Origin of the sequence: Rahnella sikkimica, assembly GCF_002951615.1 — a bacterium.
Taxonomy (GTDB): Bacteria; Pseudomonadota; Gammaproteobacteria; order Enterobacterales; family Enterobacteriaceae; genus Rahnella; species Rahnella sikkimica.
Genome location: NZ_CP019062.1, coordinates 2,303,333 through 2,326,592, shown reverse-complemented (window position 1 = coordinate 2,326,592; position 23,260 = coordinate 2,303,333). Strand labels below are relative to the sequence as shown.

General features: G+C 51.2%; 25 protein-coding genes. 15 read left to right on the top strand and 10 right to left on the bottom strand.

All coding sequences use genetic code 11. The features are described 5' to 3' along the window. Positions 1 to 160: 160 nt before the first annotated feature. On the bottom strand, positions 161 to 943 hold the full coding sequence (gene modE, locus BV494_RS10710) for a molybdenum-dependent transcriptional regulator (RefSeq protein ID WP_104922870.1): 783 nt from the start codon (positions 941 to 943) through the stop codon (positions 161 to 163). A 188-nt stretch (positions 944 to 1,131) separates the two neighbouring features. Between modE and BV494_RS10705 the strand changes: the two genes are divergently transcribed. The 4 genes from BV494_RS10705 (at position 1,132) to modC (ending at position 4,201) form a co-directional block, all read left to right on the top strand. Next, positions 1,132 to 1,290, top strand: coding sequence for an AcrZ family multidrug efflux pump-associated protein (locus BV494_RS10705; RefSeq protein WP_104922869.1), 159 nt, complete (start codon positions 1,132 to 1,134; stop codon positions 1,288 to 1,290). Between the two features lie 185 nt (positions 1,291 to 1,475). Further along, positions 1,476 to 2,249 carry a molybdate ABC transporter substrate-binding protein gene (gene modA, locus BV494_RS10700; protein ID WP_104922868.1) on the top strand — a complete coding sequence of 258 codons (774 nt, stop codon included), beginning with the start codon at positions 1,476 to 1,478 and terminating at the stop codon, positions 2,247 to 2,249. Positions 2,250 to 2,448: 199 nt separating this feature from the next. Beyond that, positions 2,449 to 3,138, top strand: coding sequence for a molybdate ABC transporter permease subunit (gene modB / locus BV494_RS10695; RefSeq protein WP_104922867.1), 690 nt, complete (start codon positions 2,449 to 2,451; stop codon positions 3,136 to 3,138). Position 3,139: 1 nt separating this feature from the next. Then, a complete protein-coding gene (gene modC, locus BV494_RS10690) occupies positions 3,140 to 4,201 on the top strand; it encodes a molybdenum ABC transporter ATP-binding protein ModC (protein WP_104922866.1) in 1,062 nt (353 codons plus the stop codon). Here the strand turns inward: modC and BV494_RS10685 are convergent. Then, the gene (locus BV494_RS10685; RefSeq protein ID WP_104922865.1) at positions 4,198 to 4,461 is read right to left on the bottom strand and encodes a helix-turn-helix transcriptional regulator; all 264 of its coding nucleotides are present in this window, start codon (positions 4,459 to 4,461) and stop codon (positions 4,198 to 4,200) included. The two genes, modC and BV494_RS10685, sit on opposite strands and share 4 nt — an antisense overlap. 137 nt (positions 4,462 to 4,598) lie before the next feature. Between BV494_RS10685 and BV494_RS10680 the strand changes: the two genes are divergently transcribed. Continuing rightward, the gene (locus BV494_RS10680) at positions 4,599 to 4,877 is read left to right on the top strand and encodes a helix-turn-helix domain-containing protein (protein WP_104922864.1); all 279 of its coding nucleotides are present in this window, start codon (positions 4,599 to 4,601) and stop codon (positions 4,875 to 4,877) included. Between the two features lie 60 nt (positions 4,878 to 4,937). On the opposite strand, the gene BV494_RS10675 is transcribed toward BV494_RS10680, so the two are convergent. Next, positions 4,938 to 5,759 (bottom strand): pyridoxal phosphatase, encoded by an 822-nt coding sequence (locus BV494_RS10675; RefSeq protein WP_104922863.1) that lies wholly within the window; start codon positions 5,757 to 5,759, stop codon positions 4,938 to 4,940. A gap of 181 nt (positions 5,760 to 5,940) precedes the next feature. Here BV494_RS10675 and pgl point away from each other — a divergent pair, with 181 nt between their 5' ends. Both pgl and BV494_RS10665 read left to right on the top strand, forming a co-directional pair. Further along, the gene (gene pgl, locus BV494_RS10670) at positions 5,941 to 6,942 is read left to right on the top strand and encodes a 6-phosphogluconolactonase (RefSeq protein WP_104922862.1); all 1,002 of its coding nucleotides are present in this window, start codon (positions 5,941 to 5,943) and stop codon (positions 6,940 to 6,942) included. 252 nt (positions 6,943 to 7,194) lie between these two features. Further along, positions 7,195 to 8,706 carry a methyl-accepting chemotaxis protein gene (locus BV494_RS10665; RefSeq protein ID WP_104922861.1) on the top strand — a complete coding sequence of 504 codons (1,512 nt, stop codon included), beginning with the start codon at positions 7,195 to 7,197 and terminating at the stop codon, positions 8,704 to 8,706. 73 nt (positions 8,707 to 8,779) lie between these two features. On the opposite strand, the gene BV494_RS10660 is transcribed toward BV494_RS10665, so the two are convergent. From BV494_RS10660 to curA, 3 genes are all read right to left on the bottom strand, one after another. Continuing rightward, a complete protein-coding gene (locus BV494_RS10660) occupies positions 8,780 to 10,060 on the bottom strand; it encodes a putative acyl-CoA thioester hydrolase (RefSeq protein ID WP_104922860.1) in 1,281 nt (426 codons plus the stop codon). Between the two features lie 170 nt (positions 10,061 to 10,230). Beyond that, a complete protein-coding gene (locus tag BV494_RS10655; RefSeq protein WP_104922859.1) occupies positions 10,231 to 10,926 on the bottom strand; it encodes a type 1 glutamine amidotransferase domain-containing protein in 696 nt (231 codons plus the stop codon). A 27-nt stretch (positions 10,927 to 10,953) separates the two neighbouring features. Continuing rightward, the gene (curA, locus tag BV494_RS10650) at positions 10,954 to 11,991 is read right to left on the bottom strand and encodes an NADPH-dependent curcumin/dihydrocurcumin reductase (RefSeq protein ID WP_104922858.1); all 1,038 of its coding nucleotides are present in this window, start codon (positions 11,989 to 11,991) and stop codon (positions 10,954 to 10,956) included. A gap of 273 nt (positions 11,992 to 12,264) precedes the next feature. Here curA and BV494_RS10645 point away from each other — a divergent pair, with 273 nt between their 5' ends. Further along, positions 12,265 to 12,606: a hypothetical protein gene (locus BV494_RS10645; RefSeq protein WP_192938116.1), complete on the top strand. Its 342-nt coding sequence runs from the start codon at positions 12,265 to 12,267 to the stop codon at positions 12,604 to 12,606. An 8-nt stretch (positions 12,607 to 12,614) separates the two neighbouring features. On the opposite strand, the gene BV494_RS10640 is transcribed toward BV494_RS10645, so the two are convergent. Continuing rightward, entirely contained in the window at positions 12,615 to 13,376 is a 762-nt protein-coding gene (locus BV494_RS10640) for a DUF4225 domain-containing protein (RefSeq protein ID WP_104922856.1), read from the bottom strand. Between the two features lie 341 nt (positions 13,377 to 13,717). On the opposite strand from BV494_RS10640, the gene tssI reads away from it, so the two are divergent. The 6 genes from tssI to BV494_RS25855 all read left to right on the top strand — a co-directional run bounded on the left by tssI (position 13,718) and on the right by BV494_RS25855 (position 18,750). After that, positions 13,718 to 15,832, top strand: a complete 2,115-nt coding sequence (gene tssI / locus BV494_RS10635; RefSeq protein ID WP_104922855.1) for a type VI secretion system tip protein TssI/VgrG — start codon at positions 13,718 to 13,720, stop codon at positions 15,830 to 15,832. A gap of 2 nt (positions 15,833 to 15,834) precedes the next feature. Continuing rightward, positions 15,835 to 16,197, top strand: a complete 363-nt coding sequence (locus BV494_RS10630) for a hypothetical protein (protein ID WP_104922854.1) — start codon at positions 15,835 to 15,837, stop codon at positions 16,195 to 16,197. 31 nt (positions 16,198 to 16,228) lie between these two features. Then, positions 16,229 to 16,594: a hypothetical protein gene (locus tag BV494_RS10625; RefSeq protein ID WP_104922853.1), complete on the top strand. Its 366-nt coding sequence runs from the start codon at positions 16,229 to 16,231 to the stop codon at positions 16,592 to 16,594. Between the two features lie 13 nt (positions 16,595 to 16,607). Further along, positions 16,608 to 17,840: a hypothetical protein gene (locus BV494_RS10620; protein ID WP_104922852.1), complete on the top strand. Its 1,233-nt coding sequence runs from the start codon at positions 16,608 to 16,610 to the stop codon at positions 17,838 to 17,840. 23 nt (positions 17,841 to 17,863) lie between these two features. Beyond that, positions 17,864 to 18,145, top strand: a complete 282-nt coding sequence (locus BV494_RS10615; protein WP_104922851.1) for a PAAR domain-containing protein — start codon at positions 17,864 to 17,866, stop codon at positions 18,143 to 18,145. 206 nt (positions 18,146 to 18,351) lie between these two features. Next, positions 18,352 to 18,750, top strand: coding sequence for a hypothetical protein (locus BV494_RS25855; RefSeq protein WP_192938115.1), 399 nt, complete (start codon positions 18,352 to 18,354; stop codon positions 18,748 to 18,750). A gap of 63 nt (positions 18,751 to 18,813) precedes the next feature. Here BV494_RS25855 and BV494_RS10610 read toward each other — a convergent pair whose 3' ends face one another. Together BV494_RS10610 and BV494_RS10605 are read right to left on the bottom strand one after the other, a co-directional pair. Then, positions 18,814 to 19,593: an ABC transporter substrate-binding protein gene (locus tag BV494_RS10610; protein ID WP_104922850.1), complete on the bottom strand. Its 780-nt coding sequence runs from the start codon at positions 19,591 to 19,593 to the stop codon at positions 18,814 to 18,816. Between the two features lie 35 nt (positions 19,594 to 19,628). Continuing rightward, positions 19,629 to 20,783 (bottom strand): methionine aminotransferase, encoded by a 1,155-nt coding sequence (locus BV494_RS10605; RefSeq protein WP_104922849.1) that lies wholly within the window; start codon positions 20,781 to 20,783, stop codon positions 19,629 to 19,631. 157 nt (positions 20,784 to 20,940) lie between these two features. Between BV494_RS10605 and BV494_RS10600 the strand changes: the two genes are divergently transcribed. Beyond that, the gene (locus BV494_RS10600) at positions 20,941 to 21,903 is read left to right on the top strand and encodes a LysR substrate-binding domain-containing protein (RefSeq protein ID WP_104922848.1); all 963 of its coding nucleotides are present in this window, start codon (positions 20,941 to 20,943) and stop codon (positions 21,901 to 21,903) included. A gap of 14 nt (positions 21,904 to 21,917) precedes the next feature. Here the strand turns inward: BV494_RS10600 and bioA are convergent, their stop codons facing one another. After that, positions 21,918 to 23,195 (bottom strand): adenosylmethionine--8-amino-7-oxononanoate transaminase, encoded by a 1,278-nt coding sequence (gene bioA, locus BV494_RS10595; protein ID WP_104922847.1) that lies wholly within the window; start codon positions 23,193 to 23,195, stop codon positions 21,918 to 21,920. Positions 23,196 to 23,260 lie beyond the last annotated feature (65 nt).

Genomic DNA, 23,260 nt, shown 5'->3' with positions numbered 1-23,260 from the left:
TCGGGATTCACTCTCTTGCCGCCTGCCTGAAACTCGAATTATTTAGGGAAATGAATTTTGATTGATAAATTAAGGGATAAGCGCTGCACTCTCTCAAGTCAATTGACAATTCTGCAAAATGTTAACGCTGATTCTGCAAGATTCTGATTTTTTTATCTTTTCAGCACAGCGTGGCGATGATCACCTTGTCATCATCAAACTGCGCGAAGACGTTCTGGCCGGTTTTCAGTGCCAGACGGTCAATGTCGGTGTTGGGCACCGTGGCGCACAGCGTTTCGCTGCCGGGTAATTTCACCAGCACTTCGCAGTTGCTCTCACCGCGCTGAATACTGATAACGTCACCCTGCAAGGCGTTATGCGGATTCTCTGCCGCAAAGCCAAGGGTTATCCACGGCGCTTTAATCAGCACCAGCACTTCTTTACCCGGCGTGAGCGCCAGACGGTCGGCGCTTTGCTCGGTGATCGCCGCACGGATTTGCGTTTTGCCGTCGGCCAGCATGATGTCGATATGCTGCTGAACAACCTCATGGGAACGGTCAATAATGTTGCCGAAAAACTGGTTGCGGGCGCTGGTTTGCAGCGAGAAACGCGAAATCGCCGCCAGCAGGCTGTCGAGCGGCAGGGAGTCTTCTTTCAGCACATCAAAGGCTTTTTGCTGTATTTGCGCCAGCAGTTCGTACAGCTGGATCAGACGCTCACCGTAGGGCGTCAGCACAGCGCCACCGCCGCCTTTGCCGCCGGTGCTGCGGTCAACCAGGGTCTGGTCTGCCAGCTGATTCATTTCATTAATAGCATCCCATGCGCTTTTATAGCTGATGCCCGCGAGCTTCGCCCCCTGACTGATTGAGCCGGTATGGCGTACCTGCCGCAGCAATTCGATACGCCGCGGATCGGCGAATAATCGCTGCTGGAGTTTAAGGGTTAAGAGAATTTCGGCTTGCATTGCAGCGTCCTTATTAGAATCATTCTTCATTGTCGCCGTTAAACCTACAGGCAGGCAAGTTGGCTAAATGCTAAAGTAATCACAGTCCCGTGCTGTTATTATCCGCAACAGATTGATTTTACGTTTTGACTTCAAGCACGAAGTCCAACACTGCCTTCGGGCCGTTCAGCCAGTTAAGTGAGGCTATCATGTTAGAATTATTAGAAAGTTTGCTTTTCGCCGCCATCATGGTACCGGTTTTCATCGCGGTCATTCTGGGCCTGATCTGGGCACTGGGCGAAGTTTTCAACGTCATTTCCAAAGTCGGCCACTCTAAAGAGTCCCGAAATACCCCGTTAGTCAAATAAGCGAAGGGGTTTAACCCGCTTTCCGAAGAGCCCGGCCATTGTGCCGGGCTTTCTATTTTTGGCCTTAGATCAAGAAACCGCAGGTTCTTAATGTCCGCAGGGATAAAACGGATGACATCGTTTTTTTCGCCGCTATATTAGTGATTACATAACGTAATATCTCTCTATAAGGAAGAAGAAAACTGATGAAAACCTCCTGGGGCAAGTTATTAACCGCCACTGTCATGGTCGCAGGTCTGGGCGTCCAGGCGCAGGCTGCTGAAAAAATTACGGTCTTTGCCGCCGCGTCGCTGACCAATGCGTTGCAGGATATCGCTACCCAATATCAGAAAGAGAAGGGCGTGCAGGTTGTCTCCTCTTTTGCTTCCTCTTCGACGCTGGCGCGCCAGATTGAGCAGGGCGCACCGGCGGATATGTTTATCTCTGCCGACCAGCAGTGGATGGATTACGCCATCAGCAAGCAGGAAATCGTTGATAACACCCGTTACACCCTGCTGGGCAACGAACTGGTGCTGATTTCTGCGAAAACCAGCAAAATCGATAAAGTCGATATTTCTGAAAAAACCGAATGGACCAAACTGCTGGGCGACAGTCGTCTGGCTGTGGGCGATCCTGACCACGTTCCGGCGGGTATTTATGCCAAAGAAGCCCTCCAAAAACTGGGTGCCTGGACCACGCTGGAACCTAAACTGGCGCGCGCCAGCGACGTGCGTGCGGCAATGGCTTTGGTCGAACGCGAAGAAGCGCCGTTGGGTATCGTTTATGGCTCTGATGCGATTGCCAGCAAAAAAGTCAAAGTGGTTGGTATCTTCCCGGCATCCAGCCACAAGCCGGTCGAATATCCGATGGCGATTGTCAAAGGCCACGAAAATGCCACCGTCAGCGGTTTCTATGATTATCTTAAAACGCCTGCGGCCGCTGAAATCTTCAAAAAATACGGTTTCACACCGCGCGGATAATCCGTTTATCGCCGAAATCCTGACGTCATCCCTCCGGGGATGACGTCATAAAGCGTCGATCCTTTCCTGATATCCTGGGTGTAACATGCCCTGAAAACCCCATTTCGGGCAGCCCGTGACCGCTGATTAAAGGCTTTACTTTTTTTGCCGATATTTTAGGTTTGCTGCTTCACATTTTATTCAGGACAAACGAACCGACATGATGTTGAGTGAATATGAGTGGCAGGCGGTACTTCTCAGTTTGAAAGTCTCGAGCCTGGCCGTTGTTTGCAGTCTGCCGCTGGGTATTCTGATGGCGTGGATTTTGGTCCGCTGCCGTTTCCCCGGAAAATCCCTGCTCGACAGCATTATCCATCTGCCGCTGGTATTACCGCCGGTGGTGATCGGTTATCTCCTGCTGGTGGTGATGGGGCGACGCGGCGTGGTCGGGCAGTGGCTTTACAATTGGTTCGGCTTCAGTTTCAGTTTCAGCTGGCACGGTGCCGTGCTGGCGTCCGCCGTGGTGGCGTTTCCGCTGATGGTGCGGGCTATCCGCCAGTCGCTTGAGGCCGTCGATCCCAAACTTGAGCTTGCGGCCCGGACGCTCGGCGCGTCGCCGTGGCGGGTGTTTTTCACCATCACGCTGCCGCTTTCGGTGCCCGGCGTTATCGTCGGCATCGTGCTGGCCTTCGCCCGTTCACTGGGTGAATTTGGCGCGACCATCACGTTCGTTTCCAACATTCCGGGGGAAACGCGCACTATTCCGCTGGCGATGTATACCCTGATTGAAACCCCCGGCGCAGAAAGTGCCGCCGCACGCCTTTGCGTGCTGGCGATCCTGCTGTCTCTGGCGGCGTTACTGATTTCTGACTGGCTGGCAAAACGCAGCCGCATACGGCTGGGAGGCTGAAATGCTTGAACTCGATTTCAGCCAGAAGCTGGGCGACCTGGATTTACAGATTTCACAGGAACTGCCGGCGCAGGGCATCACCGCGATTTTCGGTTTGTCCGGTGCGGGCAAAACGTCCCTGATCAACGCCATCTGCGGGCTGACTAAACCCGACACGGGGCGTATTGCGCTCAACGGGCGGATTTTGTCCGACACGCAGAACAATATTTTTCTGCCGCCTGAAAAGCGCCGCGTGGGGTACGTTTTTCAGGATGCGCGTCTTTTCCCGCATTATCGTGTGCGGGGGAATCTGCAATATGGCATGGCGACGTCGATGCGCAGTCAGTTCGACAGCATCGTTCGTCTGCTGGGGATCGGCGCTTTACTGGATCGTTTCCCGCTGACGTTGTCCGGCGGTGAAAAACAGCGCGTGGCGATTGGGCGTGCGCTGCTGACGGCACCGGAAATTCTGCTGATGGATGAACCGCTGGCCGCACTGGATCTTCCGCGTAAACGCGAGCTGATGCCTTATCTGGAGCGTCTGGCGCAGGAAGTCAGCATTCCCATTTTGTATGTGACGCACAGCCTGGATGAAATTCTGCGTCTGGCAGACAAAGTGATGGTGCTGGATGCCGGTAAAGTGCTGGCGATGGGCGCGCTGGAGGACGTGTGGGCGAGCAACGTCATGCGTCCGTGGCTGCCGAAAGAGGAGCAGAGCAGCGTGCTGAACGTCAGTGTGCTGGAACATCATCCGCGTTACGAAATGACGGCGCTGGCAATTGGCGACCAGCGATTGTGGATCAGCAAAGTGGAAGAAGCGCCCGGCACGCCGCTGCGTGTCCGTGTGAATTCCACCGATGTTTCGCTGGTGCTGCAACCGACGGCCAACAACAGCAGTATCCGCAATATCTTGCCCGCGAAAGTGCTGGAATGTCTGGACGTCGGCAATCAGGTTGAGGTGAAACTGGCGATGGCCGATCACATTCTCTGGGCACGCATTACGCCGTGGGCGCGCGACGAGCTGATGGTACGTTCAGGCCAGTGGTTGTACGCGCAGATCAAAAGCGTGTCGGTGAACCGCTAAGCCGAAGGCGCTTTAGACGCGTGATAAAGCGCCAGCACTTTTTCGGCAAATTCGTCATCCAAAATATAGAAATAACACTCCGGCACATTCAGCACGCGGGCGAAATGACACATGGTGTCGAAGTTCGGGCTGTAAGTGCCGTTTTCATATTGCGATACCCGCGAACGCGCAGTGCTTTCATCAATTCCTGCCATAACGCCCAGCTTCTCCTGCGTGAGCTTCGCTTTCGTCCGGGCAGATTTCAATCGGTATGAGATCATCGTCAATAACCACAAAAAGAGTATTGACGTTACGTTTAGCATTACTTAACATCATTGTTGTTTAGAGTTACTAGACATCGTAAAGTGAAAGTGTAGTTCACTTTTCTGAATGCCATACAAACCACAAAGGATGAACGATGAATAAGGAAAATGACTGGCACCCTGCGGATATCATTGCCGGGTTACGTAAGAGAAGAACCTCGCTGGCGGCGGTATCGCGGGAAGCCGGTTTAGGATCCTCCACGCTGGCTAATGCACTGGCGCGTCCTTGGGCGAAGGGCGAAATGATTATCGCTAAAGCGCTGGGTATTCCGCCGTCGGCGATCTGGCCGAGCCGCTATTTTGATGCAAAAATGCGCTCAATTCCGCGCTGCATCCGGCCAGTAAAGATTAAAAACGAGACAAAGACAGATTAATGATTTTGTGGCAGAAAAAACGCCTTCCTCTGTCGCAGGGGAAGGCGCGAAATGCGGAGATCAGCTCAGGACTTTCGAGCGGATGACGTCTGCAATGCCCGGCGTTTCGTGGTCGCCGATCACCAGCGCCGCGCGTTCTTTTATCGCATCCGCCGCATTGCCCATCGCCACGCCCAGACCGACATTTTCCAGCATACTCAGGTCATTATAGTTATCGCCGAAAGCGACCACATCCTGCATGCTCATGCCCTGAGATTCGACCCATTCCTGTAAGCGACGGCCCTTGCTGTTGCCGCCTTTCGCCACGTCTACCTGATCGTGCCATGACCATTCGCAGGCCAGACCCAGATCGTTTTCCACCTGTGCGGCAAACGTATGCAGCGCATCCAGATCCTGATGGGATGTGGCGAATTTCCAGATGGCCTGCGCCTCGTCTGCGGCTTCACGCAGGCTGTTGACCTGAACGATATTCGGACGCTGATGTTCCGGCAGGCTCTGCCCCCAGGCAATAGAGCGGGTCACGTGGCCGCTGGGTTGCTGATACAACATCGCATCATCGACATACAACAGGCCGTGAATGCCGTGATGATCCAGCAAATCGATCACTTTCTTCGCTTTCGTGCTGTCGAGCGGGTCAGAGGTTAAGACCTTACGTGCCTGATAATCATACAAATAAGTCCCGTTGCAGCAGATAGCAGGTGTATCGAGCTCCAATGCCTGATAAAACGGATGGATTGCCACATGATGGCGACCGGTGACGACAACCACTTTGATGCCCTGAGCGCGGGCGTCGGCCAGTGCGGCAAGGGATTCAGGAAGAATACGTTTTTGACGGTCCAGCAGCGTACCGTCGAGATCGAGCGCAATAATGCGATAAGTCATGAGCAGTCCATCGTAAGTGAGGGTGGATCGAAGAAATTATCATCATGTTACCGTGTTAAGCCTGCTAATTAAACCTTGGATCCGGCACCTTTAGTGCCGCCAGTGCGTTGAGTTATCGTGTTAACCTGAGCTACGCTTTTACAAAGTCTACCCACTCATTCGGTTTTAATAAGGAGATGTGATGAAGCAAGTTGTCTACGTTGCCAGCCCTGATAGTCAGCAAATCCACGCTTTTCGTCTGGCGGATAATGGTGAACTGAGCCTGCTGCAAACGGTGGACGTGCCGGGACAGGTTCAGCCGATGGTTATCCATCCTGATGGTCATCGTTTGTATGTCGGCGTGCGCCCGGAGTTTGGCGTGCTGACGTACCGCATTGACCACGAGGGGAAACTGGAAGAAGCCGCGATGGCTCCGCTGCCGGGCAGCCCGACGCATCTGGGGATCGACCTGCAGGGGCGCTTTGTGTTCTCGGCGTCTTACAGCTTCAATAACGTCAGCATTCATCCGCTGGATGAAAAAGGTCACGCGCTGGCCCCGGTGCAGGTTCTGGAAAATATCCAGGCACCGCACTCTGCCAACATCGACCCGACCAACCAGTTGCTGATGATCCCGGCACTGAAAGAAGATCGTATTCATCAGTATGACTTCAGCCAGAAGGGCGAAGCGACGCCGCATCAGACCGCCAGCGAGCTGCGGACTGTTGAAGGTGCCGGTCCCCGCCATATGGCGTTCCACCCGAATCATCACTTTGCCTACTGTGTCAATGAGCTTAACAGCAGCGTGGATGTGTACCAGAAAGATGTCGGCACCGGCGAATATCGTCAGGTGCAGACTCTGGGCATCATGCCTGATGATTTTGCCGGTACCTGCTGGGCAGCTGATTTACACATCACGCCGGACGGAAAATTCCTTTACGCTTCCGACCGTACGGCCAGCCTGATTTCTGTGCTGTCCGTTTCCGCCGATGGCAGTGAGCTGGCGCTCACGGGGCACCATGCGACGCAGACGCAGCCGCGCGGTTTCAATATCGACTTCACCGGGCAGTACATGATCACGGCCGGTCAGAAGTCGGATGCCATTGAAGTGGCAAAAATCAATCCGCAAAACGGCCAGCTGACCACGCTGAAAACTTACCCGGTGGGCAAAGCGCCGATGTGGGTAAGCATTCTGGAAATTGATTAATCACGCTGGTTTATTGGTGAGGTTATTTAATGGTTTTTTAAAATCCCTCAATAATACCGTTGTGAAATAATGATCAAGCCCCTGTATTAAGGGGCTTTTTATTGCCTGAACCTTTCGGGCTATTGATAAGAAATATTTTAACTTCCCTCTAAATGTTGACCCTTGCGGGTCGATAACTCTCCCGTTATTCACTCATTCTTCGGTGGCGGTGCCACTTCAGAGTCAGTCCATTTGGAAAACAGGGAGAAGAAAATGAATGTACTTTCAGGGATCACTGGCCGCTTTCGCCATGCGACCATCGGCAATAAACTCGGCGCAAGCTTTGCGCTGGTGCTGCTGCTGGGATCCTTTATCGCTGTGTCGGGGATCTATCATCTGACCAGCATTAACCAACGCGCCGAAAAGGCCACACTGCTGAAAACCGTCAACGATTTGCTCAGTGGTGCAAAATTTTCCCGGCTTTCGTACATGGCGACCAAAGACCCCAAATTTGTTGAAGAGAACCGTCTGGCGCTGGATAAACTCGAAGCCCGGCAGGCCGAGGTTTCGGCATACTCGTGGGATGCTGAAGATCAGTCTCTGGTGCAAGCTATGCCAGAAAACATCCGTCGTTACCGTGAAAGCTGGCAGCAAACGCTTAATCCTCCGGCAGGCAGCGATCCGCAACAAATCACAGCGCAACTGGCGCAAGCCGGGCTGGCGCTGACGTCCGCCTCGAATACGCTGCTCGATCACGAAATGGGTAATCTGCATGAAGAGGTCAGCCAGACCATTCAGGAGATGCTGGCGATTATCGCGGCGACGGTGATTGCGAGCGTTCTGATTGCCTGGCGGATGACGCGCGGGCTGACGATCCCGCTGCGCCAGACGCTGGAGACCGCCGAACGGATTGCCGCCGGTGACCTCTCGACGCACGTCGCCAGCCACAGTCACGACGAAGTGGGGCAACTGACCCGTGCAATTGAAGGCATGAATAAAAACCTGCACGGAATCATCGGGGATATCCGCGAAGGAGTGACTCAGGTCACGCGTGCCTCCAGTGAGATTGCCGCGGGCAACATTGATCTGTCGGCGCGTACCGAAGAACAGGCGGCGGCGCTGGGGCAAACGGCGGCCAGCATGGAGCAACTCACCTCGACGGTGAAACAGAACGCCGATAACGCCACGCAGGCGAGTCAGCTGGCCTCTGATGCCGCGGACACAGCAGCGCGTGGTGGCAAACTGGTCTCCGACGTGGTGGGCGTAATGAAAGAGATTGCCGTCAGCTCGAAGCAAATTTCTGAAATCACCACCGTTATCAACAGCATTGCCTTCCAGACCAATATTCTGGCGCTGAATGCCGCCGTAGAAGCGGCGCGTGCCGGTGAGCAGGGGCGTGGCTTTGCGGTCGTCGCCAGCGAAGTGCGCAGTCTCGCGCAGCGCAGCGGGCAGGCGGCGAAAGAGATTGAAGGGTTAATCCAGAAATCGGTCACCAACGTGAATAACGGCTCAACGCTGGTGGAAAAAGCGGGCGATACGATGGAAGAGATTGTCGGTTCCGTCCGTCACGTTACGCAGATTATTCATGAAATTGCGTCGGCGTCGGATGAGCAAAGCCGGGGGATCAGCCAGATTGCGCTGGCGGTGGCCGAAATGGATACGGTGACGCAGCAAAACTCCGCGCTGGTGCAGCAGTCCGCCAGTGCTGCGGCGTCGCTCGATGAGCAGGCGCTAAATCTGGAACGGACGGTTTCAGTGTTCCGTCTCGGCAACGAAAGGGCATAACCGGACAGAACGTCTGCTAAAAAAAATGCCGCCGGAGTTTCCTCCGGCGGCATTTTTATTGCGTCAGACTGAATTACTTCGCAGGCTGAGTCAGCACGTTGTTGTACTGCCACAGGCGGTTGAAGTTAGTGTCGTTCAGGTTACGCTGTTGTTTTTCATCTTTCGGCACGTTGCCCACAAACGGATGACCGGAGAAGACGGCGTCGCCCCACGGGTTCATCTGGTCATAGCTGTTGTCGAAGCTGCTGTCGCGGATCACCAGCTGGCTGCTGGAATCACTGACATCCCACGCACGGCCCATTTTCGCTTTTGCTGCCTGCTCGAAACCACGGTCGCCGGTCAGATTGCTGTCGATCACCAGGAAGCCGTAAGGTGCGGCGGCTGGCGTGTTTGGCGCGAAGATGGACGCCTGTTTCACGCCACGGCTGCTGACGGTGTGGAATTCAACGTGGTCGAAAACGGCATTGGCACGGCCAAACACGTAATCCACATCACCTACGATCAGGCTGTTATGCACGTAAACACGGCTGTAACGGCTGTTGTCGGTCTGGTTGTGGATGTTGGCGGTGTTCACCATAAAGGTGTTCTGACGGCCAATCAGACGCACGTTGTCCAGAATCACGTTATCGCCATCAGTACGCAGTGCGACGGCTGAATGATCGCCACCGTCTACGGTATCGAGCAGGGCATTACCTATGGTCAGGTTCTGCAATTGCAGGCCGTTGCTTTGTGACCAGACGGTCGCTGTACAGCCGGTGCCGATGGTTTCGGTCGTCAGGGTGGCGCAGTTCTGGAACATATAGAAAGCGCGGTCGCCCGGCAGGAACTGGCCGTTCGGGCTGACGGTTGCACGGTATGCCGCCGGTGCGGCAGAGGCTTCCAGCGTCTGGGTCAGCGTGACATCCGCTGAGCTGTTACCGGCACCGAACAAGGTGATTTGCGGTGCGCCAGAAGGAATGTAAACCGCACCATTGTATGTGCCCGGCAGGATTTTAATGAAGATACGCTCGCCGTGGTTACGCACGGCCAGTGCGGCATTTACCGCCTGTTGTACGCTCGAATACGACGCGCCATCCGTGCCTAACTGCGGGCCAACCACAAAGTTGGTTTTCGCCGCGTCAGTGCTTGCCAGTTTAGGGAACCAGCCCTGTTGCTGAACCTGCAAAGAAGGGCCGCCAAAGGCCAGATATTTTTTCGCTGTAAAGTTGGCCGCTTCGTCCGCTGATAACACGGGCAGTGACGCGGTGCCCGGCGCAACCTGGCTGGATAAGCCTTGATGGCTGCTGCTACATGCCGCCAAAATCAGACTGGCAGACAACATAGCGCACGCGCGTGACAGGGTGGAAATTTTCACTGTGACTGACTCCTTGATGAAGAAAGTTATTCTTTTTTTTCAATGTCGCGGCCATTGCCGCAATAAAAAAACGGTGGCCAGTAAAACTGACCACCTTTTCTGCGTCTTTTATACCACAGGAATCCGCTGTATATCACTGTCAGTGATGCTTTGCCGCCAGCAGAGTCAGATCATTTGCTGATCTCTGCGCCGCCGAGCAATTTCAGCAATGCCTGTGCAACGGCTTTGGACGATGCCGGGTTTTGGCCGGTGATCAGTTTGCCGTCGGTGACCACGTACGGACGCCAGTCGGCGGCTTTGCTGTAATCGCCACCGTGCTTTTTCAGCTCGTCTTCTACCAGGAAAGGCACGATCTCCGTCAGACCCACCGCGTCTTCCTCGCTGTTGCTGAACCCGGTCACGCGCTTGTCTTTGACCAGCGGCGTGTTGTCGTCAAGCAGCACATTGCGCAAGACGCCGGGCGCGTGACAAACGGCAGAAACCGGTTTGCCTGCCGCCCAAAATGCTTTAATCAACGCCACCGAATGTGCGTCTTCCGCCAGATCCCACAACGGGCCGTGGCCGCCGGGATAAAAAATGGCGTCGAAATCCGCGGCATTCACGTCCGCCAGTTTCACCGTCGTGGCGAGCGCGTGTTGTGCGCTTTTATCCTGACGGAAACGCGCCGTGGTTTCGGTTTGGGCATCCGGCTCATCGCTTTTCGGATCCAGCGGTGGTTGTCCGCCTTTCGGCGACGCCAGCGTCAGTGTCGCGCCCGCATCCAGAAATTCGTAATATGGCGCGGTGAATTCTTCCAGCCAGAAACCGGTTTTCTTACCGGTTTCGCCGAGTTTATCGTGCGATGTCAATACAATCAGTAATTTCATGTTACCTCCTGTGGACGCCGTCAGGGATCAATCCTGCCCGACACGAACGACCAGTTTGCCAAAGTTTTTACCCTCGAGCAGACCGAAGAACGCCTGCGGTGCGTTTTCCAGCCCTTCAACAACATCTTCGCGGAACTTCACTTTTCCTGCTTCAAACCATTCGCCCATCTGTTTTGCAAACTCCGGATAACGATGGCCGTAATCATCAAAAATAATGAAACCCTGCACGCGCAAACGCTTTCTCAAAATTGTGCTGGCTAACAATGACAGACGATCGTGGCCTTCTTTCAGGCCGGTGGCGTTGTATTGCGAAACCAGACCGCACACCGGAATACGGGCTTTGGTATTAAGCAGCGGAAGAACCGCATCAAACACCGCGCCGCCGACGTTTTCGAAATAAACGTCAATGCCGTCAGGGCAGGCGGCGTTGAGGCGCTGATCCAAATCGGGCGCACGGTGGTCTAAACATTCGTCGAAGCCGAAATGCTCCACGGCGTAGCGGCATTTCTCCTCGCCACCGGCGATACCCACCACGCGGCAGCCTTTGATTTTACCGATTTGTCCGACCAGGGATCCGACCGGCCCGGTGGCTGCGGCGACCACCAGCGTCTCGCCCGGTTTCGGTTCGCCGATATCCAGCAGCCCCATAAACGCGGTGAAGCCCGGCATTCCCAGCACGCCCAATGCCAGAGACGGTTGCTTAAGCGCCGCGCCTTCCAGCTTTTTCACTTCACCGGCGTTCACCACGGCGTAATCCTGCCAGCCGGTACTGCCCACGACGAGATCACCGGTTTTAAAATCCGGGCTGTGGGATCCCACCACGCGGGACACTGCGCCGCCGGTCATCACTTCACCGATTTGTACCGGCGCGGCATACGAAGGCGCGTCGGACATCCGCCCGCGCATGTAAGGGTCAAGAGAAAGCCAGATTGTGCGCAATAAAAGCTGGCCTTCTTTGGCCTCCGGCAGCGGGGCTTTTTCCAGACGGAAATTGTCATCCACAGGCTTACCATGAGGGCGGGACGCCAGAACGATGCGACGGTTTTCAGACTGAGATTGAGACATACCAATACCTTCCCGTTTCATATAAGAGAGTTAAAAGTCGACGTAATTGGGAATAAGTATAGGACGCGAAGTTGTTTTCGCATGAAGCGGTTTATGCCATGTTCTTGAACAAGGCTGGCAGTCAATATTCTGGGCTTTAACCGAACAGTCACGTTACATAAGCTTATGTTGCCTTTTGCGGAACCGACCCATCTGAAAATTTTAACGCTAATTGATTGCAAAGTTTTCGGGTGTAATATAGCGCCATTAAATGGGATTGAGACGAGTATGTTAATGGATATTACAGATAAAAGCCTCACTGAGGCTGGATTTACAATAAAAGAAATATCTGTCATCAAGCGGGCAGCGGTCACGGAAAAAACCAAAACTGCCGTTGCTTACGATGTGATTTTAAAGGATTTGAGTAAGCGTTTTTGGGGCGGGGTAATTTGCTACGGCATTTCTTTTATCCCATTGATATTAATTTTACTCTCTCGATCATCTGCAGATGATTCAGTTAGTATTAATGTTGTCGTTATGGTTTTTATCTGGGTTGTAACCTATTATGTCATCCCCATGAAATTGGCAATCAAAGCAAGACGGTATTTAAAAAACTATGCCACTCGGCAAAGTTGATGTGTCAGTTAATTGTAGCGTTCGTTGCTGTTTTTATAAGTGTAATCGATTACTCTTATTTTATTTCCTGTGCTGATCACTTTCAACGCTAATGCAGTTTTGCTCATAGTATTTATCTTACGTTGGAAGTCGAGAGGAATATAATAAAAAAGTCGGCGGGATTCCGGTTTAAGTCCAAGGGCTCCAAGGGCGTAGAGTGACGAAATCACATCAACAGTTTGGAAAGCCACATCCCCGGTTTTCTTTTCGAACCCCATGAACTCTGCTGTTTGCATAAAACCTTCACGAACATGTCCGACAGGATTTTTATGTCCCATAATTTCCAGCCAATTCTCTTCTATAGTATTGACGCCTGTGGAGATAATGAGTGCGCCTGCGAGAACGCCGATAGGATCAAGCGTCACCATTGAACCAGCAATCAAGTTTATACCAGCCACAATTTGCCCGGTTCCAAGTGCAATGCAAACGCCGTTGATTATATACCGGATGATATCTTTATTTTTTTCAAAGGTGGTTGTTACGTATAATTTAGTTTTTCCTGCTAACAGCATCATTTCCTGTTCATGAAGCTCTGACTTTTCACGCTTCATGATTTTTAATGTGAATTTACAGGTTTCATTATCCCGCGCCGTTCTGATTTTTTCCACACACTTCTGTGAAAAATTCTCGATATCAGTGACAAATTTAATGCCCAACCATGCATCCTGTATATAACGTGTGGCTAATCCTTGTGCATAACTGGTTAGGCTAAAATGTTCTATTCCAGCCATGGCCAAATAATATTTAGTGTCTTTATTTCCGATATGGTCATCATAAAAAAATCCATATAAATTTCCTCTTGGTACGGGTTTGTAAAATACACCCGATCTATGGTATCTGCAGTAAGAAATTGTAGGTGTGAAATTACCTTATGAGTACACTAACTGATTGGTGGAATAGTTGATAATAATCAAATAACAAAGATAAAAATTAGCGTTCAATAAAACCCGAAAAGGAATTAACGCTAAAGGATTTTAATTGATAATGATTAAACTTAAATAAATAACTAAGTTATATGTGTTGTTTTCCAATCTCATTAAACGGACGTTTTAATCACTTATAAGGAAATAGGATGTCCCGATCAGGAACGCGTTTCACGTTTGAAATCGACGGTCTGCCAGCTGAGACCTTTACGGTGATGGATTTCCACCTTTCCCAATCCTATTCTTCACTTTTTTCCCTTAATGTCAGCCTTGCCAGCGCTGAACAGGCCATACCCTTTGAAGATATTCTTGATGAAACCGGCGTACTGACAATCTGGCAAGGCGAACAGCCTCAGCGCCGGGTGAAAGGCGTGGTGACCTGCTGTGAGCAGGGCGATACCGGCAAGCACCAGACCGTGTATCAGCTGAGCATCCGCCCGTTCCTGTGGCGCAGCAGCCAGCGCAGGAACTGCCGCAGTTTTCAAAACTCAGATCCCAAAGGCATTATCGGCACACTTCTGACCGAAATGGATACCGGCAGCCATGACGAATTGTTTCGCAATGCACATCCGCAGCGTGAGTTTTGCGTACAGTTTATGGAAACGGATTACGCGTTTATTTCACGTCTGGTTTCTGAAGAAGGGATCTTCTTTTACGAGCAGGAAAACCTGGAAGGTGACGATCAGGTACTTGTGTTTGCCGACGACCGTGCAGGTTTGCAAATGCTGGAGCCACTTCCATATAACCCCAACACTGCCTCCGAAGCTGAAACGTACTGCATAAACTATTTCCGCCGCAATGCTCAGATAAGCCCGGCGAAGGCCACGACCAAAGATTATACCTTTACCGCACCAAACTGGCAGGCCGAGTACCAGCAGGTGCCGGAACGCATGCCTTATCAACGCCCTGAATATGAGTTTTTTGATTATCCGGGCAGATTTAAAGATGAACAGCATGGCGCAGATTTTGCCCGTTACCAGCTGGATGGCTGGCGAAATGAAGTGGATTTTGTCGTCGGTGCCTCCAACTCGCCGCAGCTCCAACCGGGCGTATGCTTTCCCCTGACCGATCATCCACGCGAGGATTTAAATGACCGCTGGCAGGTTATTTCGATTGATATGCACGGGGAGCAACCGCAGGCATTGATTGGGCAAGGCGGTCAGGGCACGACCTTAAATACCCGTTTTAAAGCGATCCCCTGGAGCCAGACCTGGAGGCCACAGCCTTTACCCAAACCACGTGTCGATGGCCCGCAAATTGCGCTGGTGACCGGCCCGGCGGGTGAGGAAATATATTGCGATAAACATGGCCGCGTGCGGGTGAAATTCGCCTGGGACCGCTACAACAACGCGGATCAATCAAGCTCATGTTGGGTACGTGTTTCTCAGGCATGGGCCGGAACGGGGTTCGGTAATATCGCGATCCCCCGCGTGGGTCAGGAAGTCATTGTTGATTTCCTTAACGGCGACCCCGACCAACCCATTATTACCGGCAGAACGTATCACGCCACCAACCGTGCGCCGGGCAATCTTCCCGCGACTAAAACGCAGACAGCCATCCGCACAAAAACCTATAAAGGGGATGGCTTCAACGAACTGCGTTTCGAAGATGCGCCCTCTCAGGAAGAGATTTATATTCACGCAGAAAAAGACATGAACCACATTATCAACAACGACAGAACCAGCCTGACGAAACGGCATTCGGTCGATAAAGTGCAGGGGAACAGTGCGACGTTGGTACAGCGTAATAATATTGTTCACGTCGACGGAACGAACAGCCATTACGCAGGTGGAAATTATGTGCTTTCTGTGGGTAAAGGCTTTACCGACGGATATCGAAATCTGGATATGACCAAATATCAGGATAATGCAGCCGATACGCTAAAGCAGCTGGCACTTAGTGCAGGTGCTTACGGTTTAACTGCGGGTTCAGGCAACATGATTGTCCGTGTGGAGGGTAACCGAACAGAACATATCAATATGGCGGACACCAGTTCAACTGATGGTGCGAAAACCATTAATGCAGGACGCGACCTTACGCTGAACACTTCTATGCTATTAAACTTCCATTCGGGCAGCCACAGCAAAGAGATGTGTGGGGGAGCAAAATTAATACAAGCTAATAATGGCATTGAGCTTCATGCCGGAGCATCGTCTATCTCCTTAAATAACGACGGCCATATCACTATTAAAGGCTCATCAATCTCAATAGAGGGCATGGCTGACATTCAGTTAAAGGCCAAAATAATCGGTATGGAAGGATAGCTATGAATAAATTTACAAAAGCAACAGCAGCCATATTTTCTGGTGTGATCTTAGCCATTTTTTTGATAGAAGGCGGCATGAGGCTTGCAGTTTGGACGTCACTAAATGATTTAGTCCCAAGCGGAGTTAAATATAATTTCGAAATGAGCGAGTTAGAAAATTCATTGAAATTTGGATGTACATCAACAAGTCGAAAAGACTATATGAATGTTTTTTATATACATTGGATTTACTCTATCATGGAATCTAAAATTATATGCCGGTATCAAAGTCCCTACATGACATTGAGAGTGTTTGGGACGGAGATTACAACTGGTTATCATTGGAGTTTCTATTCTCTTGGATTTATTAATAATGTTGATTAAACTTTCTAGACACAGACAGGGTTGAAATAAAATGAAAGGAAAAAACAAGTGGATTGTCTGGTTTGTATTATTTATCTCCATCGGAACAGTGATTGAAGGTGGTATGAGGATTGCGATCTGGCTATCAATAAAAACATTGGTTCCTCCAGGAGCGACGTACTCACTTAATATAGCAAGGTATAAAAATCTTGATAGGAAAACTGGATGTATAATTTCTGAGGAAAATGACTACTTATATTTTTTCTACACGCCGTGGATACTTACTCGGGTACAAGGTGGAATTATTTGTAGGCACCAATCAGCACATATAGAGTTACTTGTTATTACAGAAGATAAATACACTCGCTATCATTGGAGCTTTTATAAATTAAGTTTTTTGAAAGATTTTGTTAACTAATAATGAGGTAAGTATGACTGGTTTCTTCAGCGAAAACAAAAATGGAGTTATGAATCGTTGGTTTATTAGGATAGAACTAAGTACAGATAATCAACCGCCACCTAACGTTATAGATTTTGGTTTGAAATCTATATTGTTAAACTATGCGTTGTACAATAAGAAAGAAAGTAATGAAAGATTGGAATTTCCAATAAAATTAGACTCAATAGATTCACTAGAAAAAAACTCCATCATGTTCGACAGCAAAGGAGGACTTCCCTGGCATATCAACGGGCAAAGCACAATGACCCTTGAATTCCCAATCACAAAAAAAGAATTTGAGGAAACCTACACCGTTGTTATCTGGGCTGACCCTTTCGGTAGCGCTGCTTTTTATGCGGAAGGCTATTGGAAAGGCGTAGTTATCATTAAGAAAATCGACAGTTTTAAAATTGAAGAGGTTGAGGGGAATACAAAGAAAAATATTATAAACATAAAGTTAAAAACAGCTCAAAGTGTAATATCATATTTCATCGATCTTGTTGAAAAATATACGTCACCAAATTTCCCTGTACTTCAGAGAATGCATGATGCTCTTATTAATGGAGATCGTAGCGTTCTGGGAATGTTAGGCGTAATGGCGCCATCAATTGGTGATAATGATAACTCTCTTTACGCAACAGGAATTAATACGGCAGAAGTATTTTACGGTGAGTCGGGGGTTGATCTATATAATGGATATTACTGGATATATGAGCGGATAATGTCCGGAAAACTGTTCACAATTGAATGGGGTGATTGCAATATCAGCATTTATGATTTTAAGCCCCCAATTAAAAAATTTTATGCAGAAGTCATGCGAATTGGTAACGATGGCCGGTTATACAGCAATGAAGGGTTTTCAAATCTAAACTGGGGGATTGTGGGCTACCAACTTGAATTGGGGCCGGAAAGGATGATCAAGTTTGCAGATTTGGATCCTCGATCAAGCAGTGAACCCCAGGATGATGCGGCAACCCGTGATGGACAACGTGCGGGTGAGGTGGCCAGCAAACAAAGAGATGTGGGCGAAACTGAACCAGAAAAATACCCTAAGGAATTCGATCGCAGAAAGCTTTTTTTATTTATCACAAAGGTCATTAGCGAAAATGACTTATATACCTATCTAGGTGTCCTGAAACATAAAGAGGCCCTCAAAAATTACCAAGGGCTTGAAGAAATAGAAAAAATGCAGAATTATCTAAATATGAAAATTCTTCATCTCTGAGATAATTTAAATAATAGGTGTTTATGCGTAAAATCATTGTTAAATCCAGTCCCACCTCCACCGGTGGTAAAGTATTAGAAGGTATTGAGACGATTACTATCGACGGTTTTGGTACAACGTTAATTGGTATGCAGGCGTCATGTCCGGCTTGCTTAAAACGAGTGGGAAATATTGTTGCCAAAGGGCCTCATCAGCAATTTATTAAGGGTATACCCATTGCGCTTGAAGGCGATGTTGTTGCCTGTGGATGTCCTGAGGGAGCGAACGTCTTGATGCCGTTAACATCAAGAGTCGGAGTGAAATAATAGGGTTTTACGAATCGTGAAAAAGTTCGTTCTGCCTGCTATTTGCTTAACATTTTTGGATGTATTTTGTAAAGCGTATGCTTTATGGATTTCACATTGATAATACCTTCAGAGGATGTGTGAAAACCAGAAAAAAGTTGAATGACACCATGAAAATTAGTTTGTAACAAATATTCCCATTTAATTTAATGCCTATGGAGTTTGAGTTGAAAAAATCATATGCTTTTATTATCGGAATGGTTTTAGTGATTGCCTTTATATATATTGCAAAGCTTCTTTCGAATATGTATACATCTTTTTTTATTGTAGTTGTTATTTTATCTATATGGATCTCTTTACCTTTGATTGCTTCATTTTTAGCAACTAGATATTGGTCTTTATCAGGTGTGTTAATTTGTATTCTTTACATTTCCATCATAACATTCATACTTCCTGTTGTTCTTGAATGGGATAATTTTAGAGGTCGTAACAGAGGAGTTTCACTGTTTTTCATTGTAATGATTTCATGCTTTATACTAAGTTTAATTACGACGGTATTAGGCGGGGCTGCTGGCTATTTTTTCCGAAAGAAAACTATACCCAATCCTAATGAACACAGTTCGTAATTTAGTCCCTTTTAACTCGGGACAATGCCAGTTCATTCCACAACCGACACTGTCCCGCAATAATTACTTCACACTGACATCAATATCGCCGAAATATTTCTTCGACAGCGTCTTCACTACGCCGTCTTGCTGTACTTTCGCGATGGCGGTGTCGAGTTTTTCTTTCAGCGCTGCATCACCTTTACGCAGGCCGAAGGCAATGCCGCTGCCGAGGATTTTATCGTCTCGCACAGCGTCGCCGACAAATCCGTAATCCTTGCCATCAGGACGTGACAGGAATCCGCTCTGGCCTGCCGGTGCCAGCACTAACGTGCCGTCCAGACGCCCTGAGGATAAGTCCAGATAGACCTGGTTCTGATCCTGATAAGAAACAATATCCACGCCTTTCGGTGCCCAGTGCGCCTGCGCGTAACTTTCCTGAATCGAACCTTGTAACACGCCGATGTGCTTGCCTTTCAGCGTTTCAACGGTGGGCAGCAGGCCGGAATCCTTTTTGGCAATCAGCTTCGTCGGTACGCGGTAAATCACGTTGGTGAAATCAATCGCCTGGCGGCGTTTTTCGGTCACGTTCATGGCGGAGTTAATGGCATCGAATTTACGCGCCTGAAGGGCGGCAATCAGGCCATCGAAAGAGGTGTCGAACCATTCGCATTTCACGCTGGCGGCGGCACAAACGGCGTTACCCAAATCGATATCAAAGCCCTGCAATTCGCCGGTGGCGCTTTTGGATTCAAACGGCGGATACTGGGCTTCCAGACCGAATTTCAGCGTGGAACCGTCTGCCAGCGCAGAAAAAGACGCCACGGCACAACCTAACAGCAATGCGATTTTCAATTTTTTCATTATTCACAATTCCCCTGCGGTATCAGAAAGTAGGTTCAGACGCGACACAAACGGCGCGCGCCTTCGTACAACGTGTCGTTATCTTTGGCAAAGCTCAGGCGGATAAGCCCGGTGGGTTTGTTATTACTGTAAAAGGCCGACAGCGGGATGGTAGCAATCTGGTGATCCCGGATCAGGCTCAGCACAAATTCATCGTCGGTCAGCGGGCTGAAATGACTAAAACGCGCCAGCATAAAGAAACTGCCACGGCTTGGGAGTAATTCAAAGCGGGATTCGCTCAGCGCGTCGGCCAGTAAATCACGTTTTTGCTGATAGAAATCCGCCAGGCCGAGATAGCTTTGCGGATCGGCCAGCGCTTCGGCAAACGCAACCTGCATCGGCGTGTCGGCGGAGAACACCATAAACTGATGCACTTTGCGGATTTCGTCCATCAGTTCCGCTGGTGCCAGGCAGTAGCCCACGCGCCAGCCGGTCACGTGATAGGTCTTGCCGAACGACGACACAATCACGCTGCGCTCGGCCAGTTGCGGATGGCAGGCCATGCTTTCGTGGCGCTCGCCGTCGAACACCACGTGCTCATACACTTCGTCCGACAAAATCACGATGTCAGTGTCTTTGGTCAGCGCCGTCAGACGTTCGATGTCGAAATCAGTAAAGATTGCGCCGGTCGGGTTGTGCGGGCTGTTGATGATGATCATGCGCGTGCGGCTGTTGATGGCGCTGGCGACCTGATCCCAGTCGATGCTGAAATCTTCCATCGACAGGCCGATCGCCACCGGTTTTGCGCCCTGTAAGCGGACAATCGGCGCGTAGCTGTCAAACGCCGGTTCGAAATAAATGACTTCATCGCCCGGATGCACCAGCGCGCTGATGGCGGAATACAGGCCTTCGCTGGCGCTGGCGATGACGGTGACTTCGCTGTCGGCGTCATAATGGCAGCCGTAAAGCGCGTCGACTTTGGCGGAAAGCGCATGGCGCAGCGCGGCCACGCCGCTCATCGGCGCGTACTGGTTATGACCGTCGCGCATGGCTTTGGCGACGCTGTCGATAAGCGCAGGCTGGCAGGAGAAATTCGGTGCGCCCTGTGACAGATTCAGGGCATTGTGCTCGGCGCTCAGCTGGCCAATCACGGTGAAAATAGTCGTGCCGACATCCGGTAATTTTGACTGCGGCGACATCGCGCTTTTCATAGCATTTTCCCCAAAGGAAACAGGCCGGGCGGCCATGAGAAGGTAAAAACGGGTGTTTAACGATTAAGCAGCAGTTCACCTGTGCCGACAATGGAAAATTTGTCATACTCGCTATGATCAGCCGTCATGGCTAAATGCTGAGTTTACCGGGGTAATCGTGACACTTTCGCCTGAACTGTCGTATCTCAATGCGCTGAATTTACCGTCGCTCAATGTGCTTAAAACCTTTGCCGTTGTTGCGCAAACCCTGAATCTGACGCATGCCGCCACCTTGCTGCACATTACGCAGGGCGCGGTCAGCCGCCAGATCACCGGGCTGGAAACGTCGCTGGGGTATCCGTTGTTTTTACGTCAGGCCCGCGGGCTGACGCTGACGCCGCGTGGTGCGCAACTATTACCGCCGGTGCAGCAGGCGTTATCGCTGATGGGGGATGCGCTGAAACGCGTCGGTTCGCACCCGGATACGCTGCGGATCAAATGCCCGACCTGCTCAATGCGCTGGTTATTGCCGCGCGTGATCCAACTGCAAAACGACCGGCCTGATATGCGCATTGAACTGACTGCGTCGATTGCGCACGGCGTGGATTTCAGCAATGAGCATTTTGATGCTGCTGTGGTTTTCGGGCGGCCACCGGAATCGCAGCGCCGCGCGCATCATCTGTTTGACGAAGTGCTGACGCCGGTCTGCACGCCGGATTTTCTGCCCCGGCACAAAGGGAAAACCGCCGTTGCCGATCTGGCGGATAAAACGCTGCTGCACCCGACGCGCGACCGCCGCGACTGGCTTTTGTGGCTGCGGGAAGAGGGCGTGCAGGGGCTGCCGTCGGAGAAATCACAGCATTTCGATACGCTGGATCTGGCGATTAATTCGGCGCTTCAGGGCTATGGCGTGGCGATCGGCGATCTGACGTTAATCGAAGATGATTTGCAGGCGGGCAGGGTGATTGCGCCATTCCCGCTGTGCGTGGCGAGCGGCGCGTCTTATACGTTGTTGTATCCGGAAAATCCGACGCCCGCGCTGAAAGTGGCGATTGATTTTCTCAATGAACAGGCACGTCTCAGCCGGGAAAAACTGAGCGCGCTATTGTCGACGTCACACCGGCTGGTCAGCGCCGTGTGAGCAATGCCGTGTGATCAATAGAGTGCGCCGAGTGCGCTGGCAATCGCACCGGTCAGTTTGCGGAGATCTTCCGGCGTGATGATGTACGGCGGCATCAGGTAAATCAGCTTGCCGAACGGACGGATCCACACGCCCTGTTCCACGAAATGCTTTTGCAGTTGCGCCATGTTCACCGGCTGGCGCATTTCCACCACGCCAATCGCGCCCAGTACGCGCACATCGGCCACCGCAGGATGTTCGGCCAGCGGCACTAATTCGTTTTTCAGCTGCTTTTCGATGTTCAGCACCTGTGCCTGCCAGCGGTTTTCCGACAACAAACGCAGGCTGGCACTGGCGACCGCGCAGGCCAGCGGATTGCCCATAAACGTCGGGCCGTGCATGAAACAACCCGCTTCGCCGTTGCTGATCACTTCCGCGACATGCCGCGTGGTCAGCGTCGCGGAAAGCGTCATATAGCCGCCGGTCAGCGCCTTGCCGAGGCAGAGAATATCCGGCGAGATTTTCGCGTGATCACAGGCAAACAGCTTACCGGTACGGCCAAAACCGGTGGCAATCTCATCGGCAATCAGCAGCACGCCGTACTGGTCACACAAATTACGCACCCGTTTAAGATACAGCGGATGATAAATCCGCATTCCGCCCGCGCCCTGAACCACCGGCTCTAAAATCACGGCGGCAATTTTGCGGTGGTTTTCATCGAGCATTCTGGCGAAAGGCGCAATATCCGCTTCGTCCCATTCGCCGTCAAAACGGCTCTGTGGCGCGTCGGCAAACAGATGCTGCGGCAGGTATCCCTGATACAAACTGTGCATCGAATTTTGCGGATCGCAGACCGACATCGCGCCGAAGGTATCGCCGTGATAGCCGTTGCGCAGCGTCAGCAGTGTCTGACGTTTCTCGCCGCGCGCCTGCCAGTACTGCATCGCCATTTTCAGTGCAACTTCCACCGCGACCGAACCTGAATCCGCCAGAAACACGCATTCCAGCCCGGCAGGCGTCATTTCCACCAGACGGCGCGACAGCGCGATGGCCGATGGATGCGTGATGCCGCCAAACATGACGTGCGACATTTTGCCAATTTGCTCAACGGCTGCCTGATTTAGCTGCGGGTGGTTATAGCCGTGGATCGCCGCCCACCAGGACGACATGCCGTCTACCAGCTCACGCCCGTCTGCCAGATGTAACCGCACGCCCGACGCCGATTCCACCGGATATGCGGGCAGCGGTTTGGTCATGGACGTGTACGGATGCCAGATGTGGCGCTGGTCGAATTCGATATCGGCGGGGCTCATAAAGGATTCCTGCGGGGGATAAGTTGTAAACTAAAAAATAATTTTAACGTTGACGGTAAACTAAA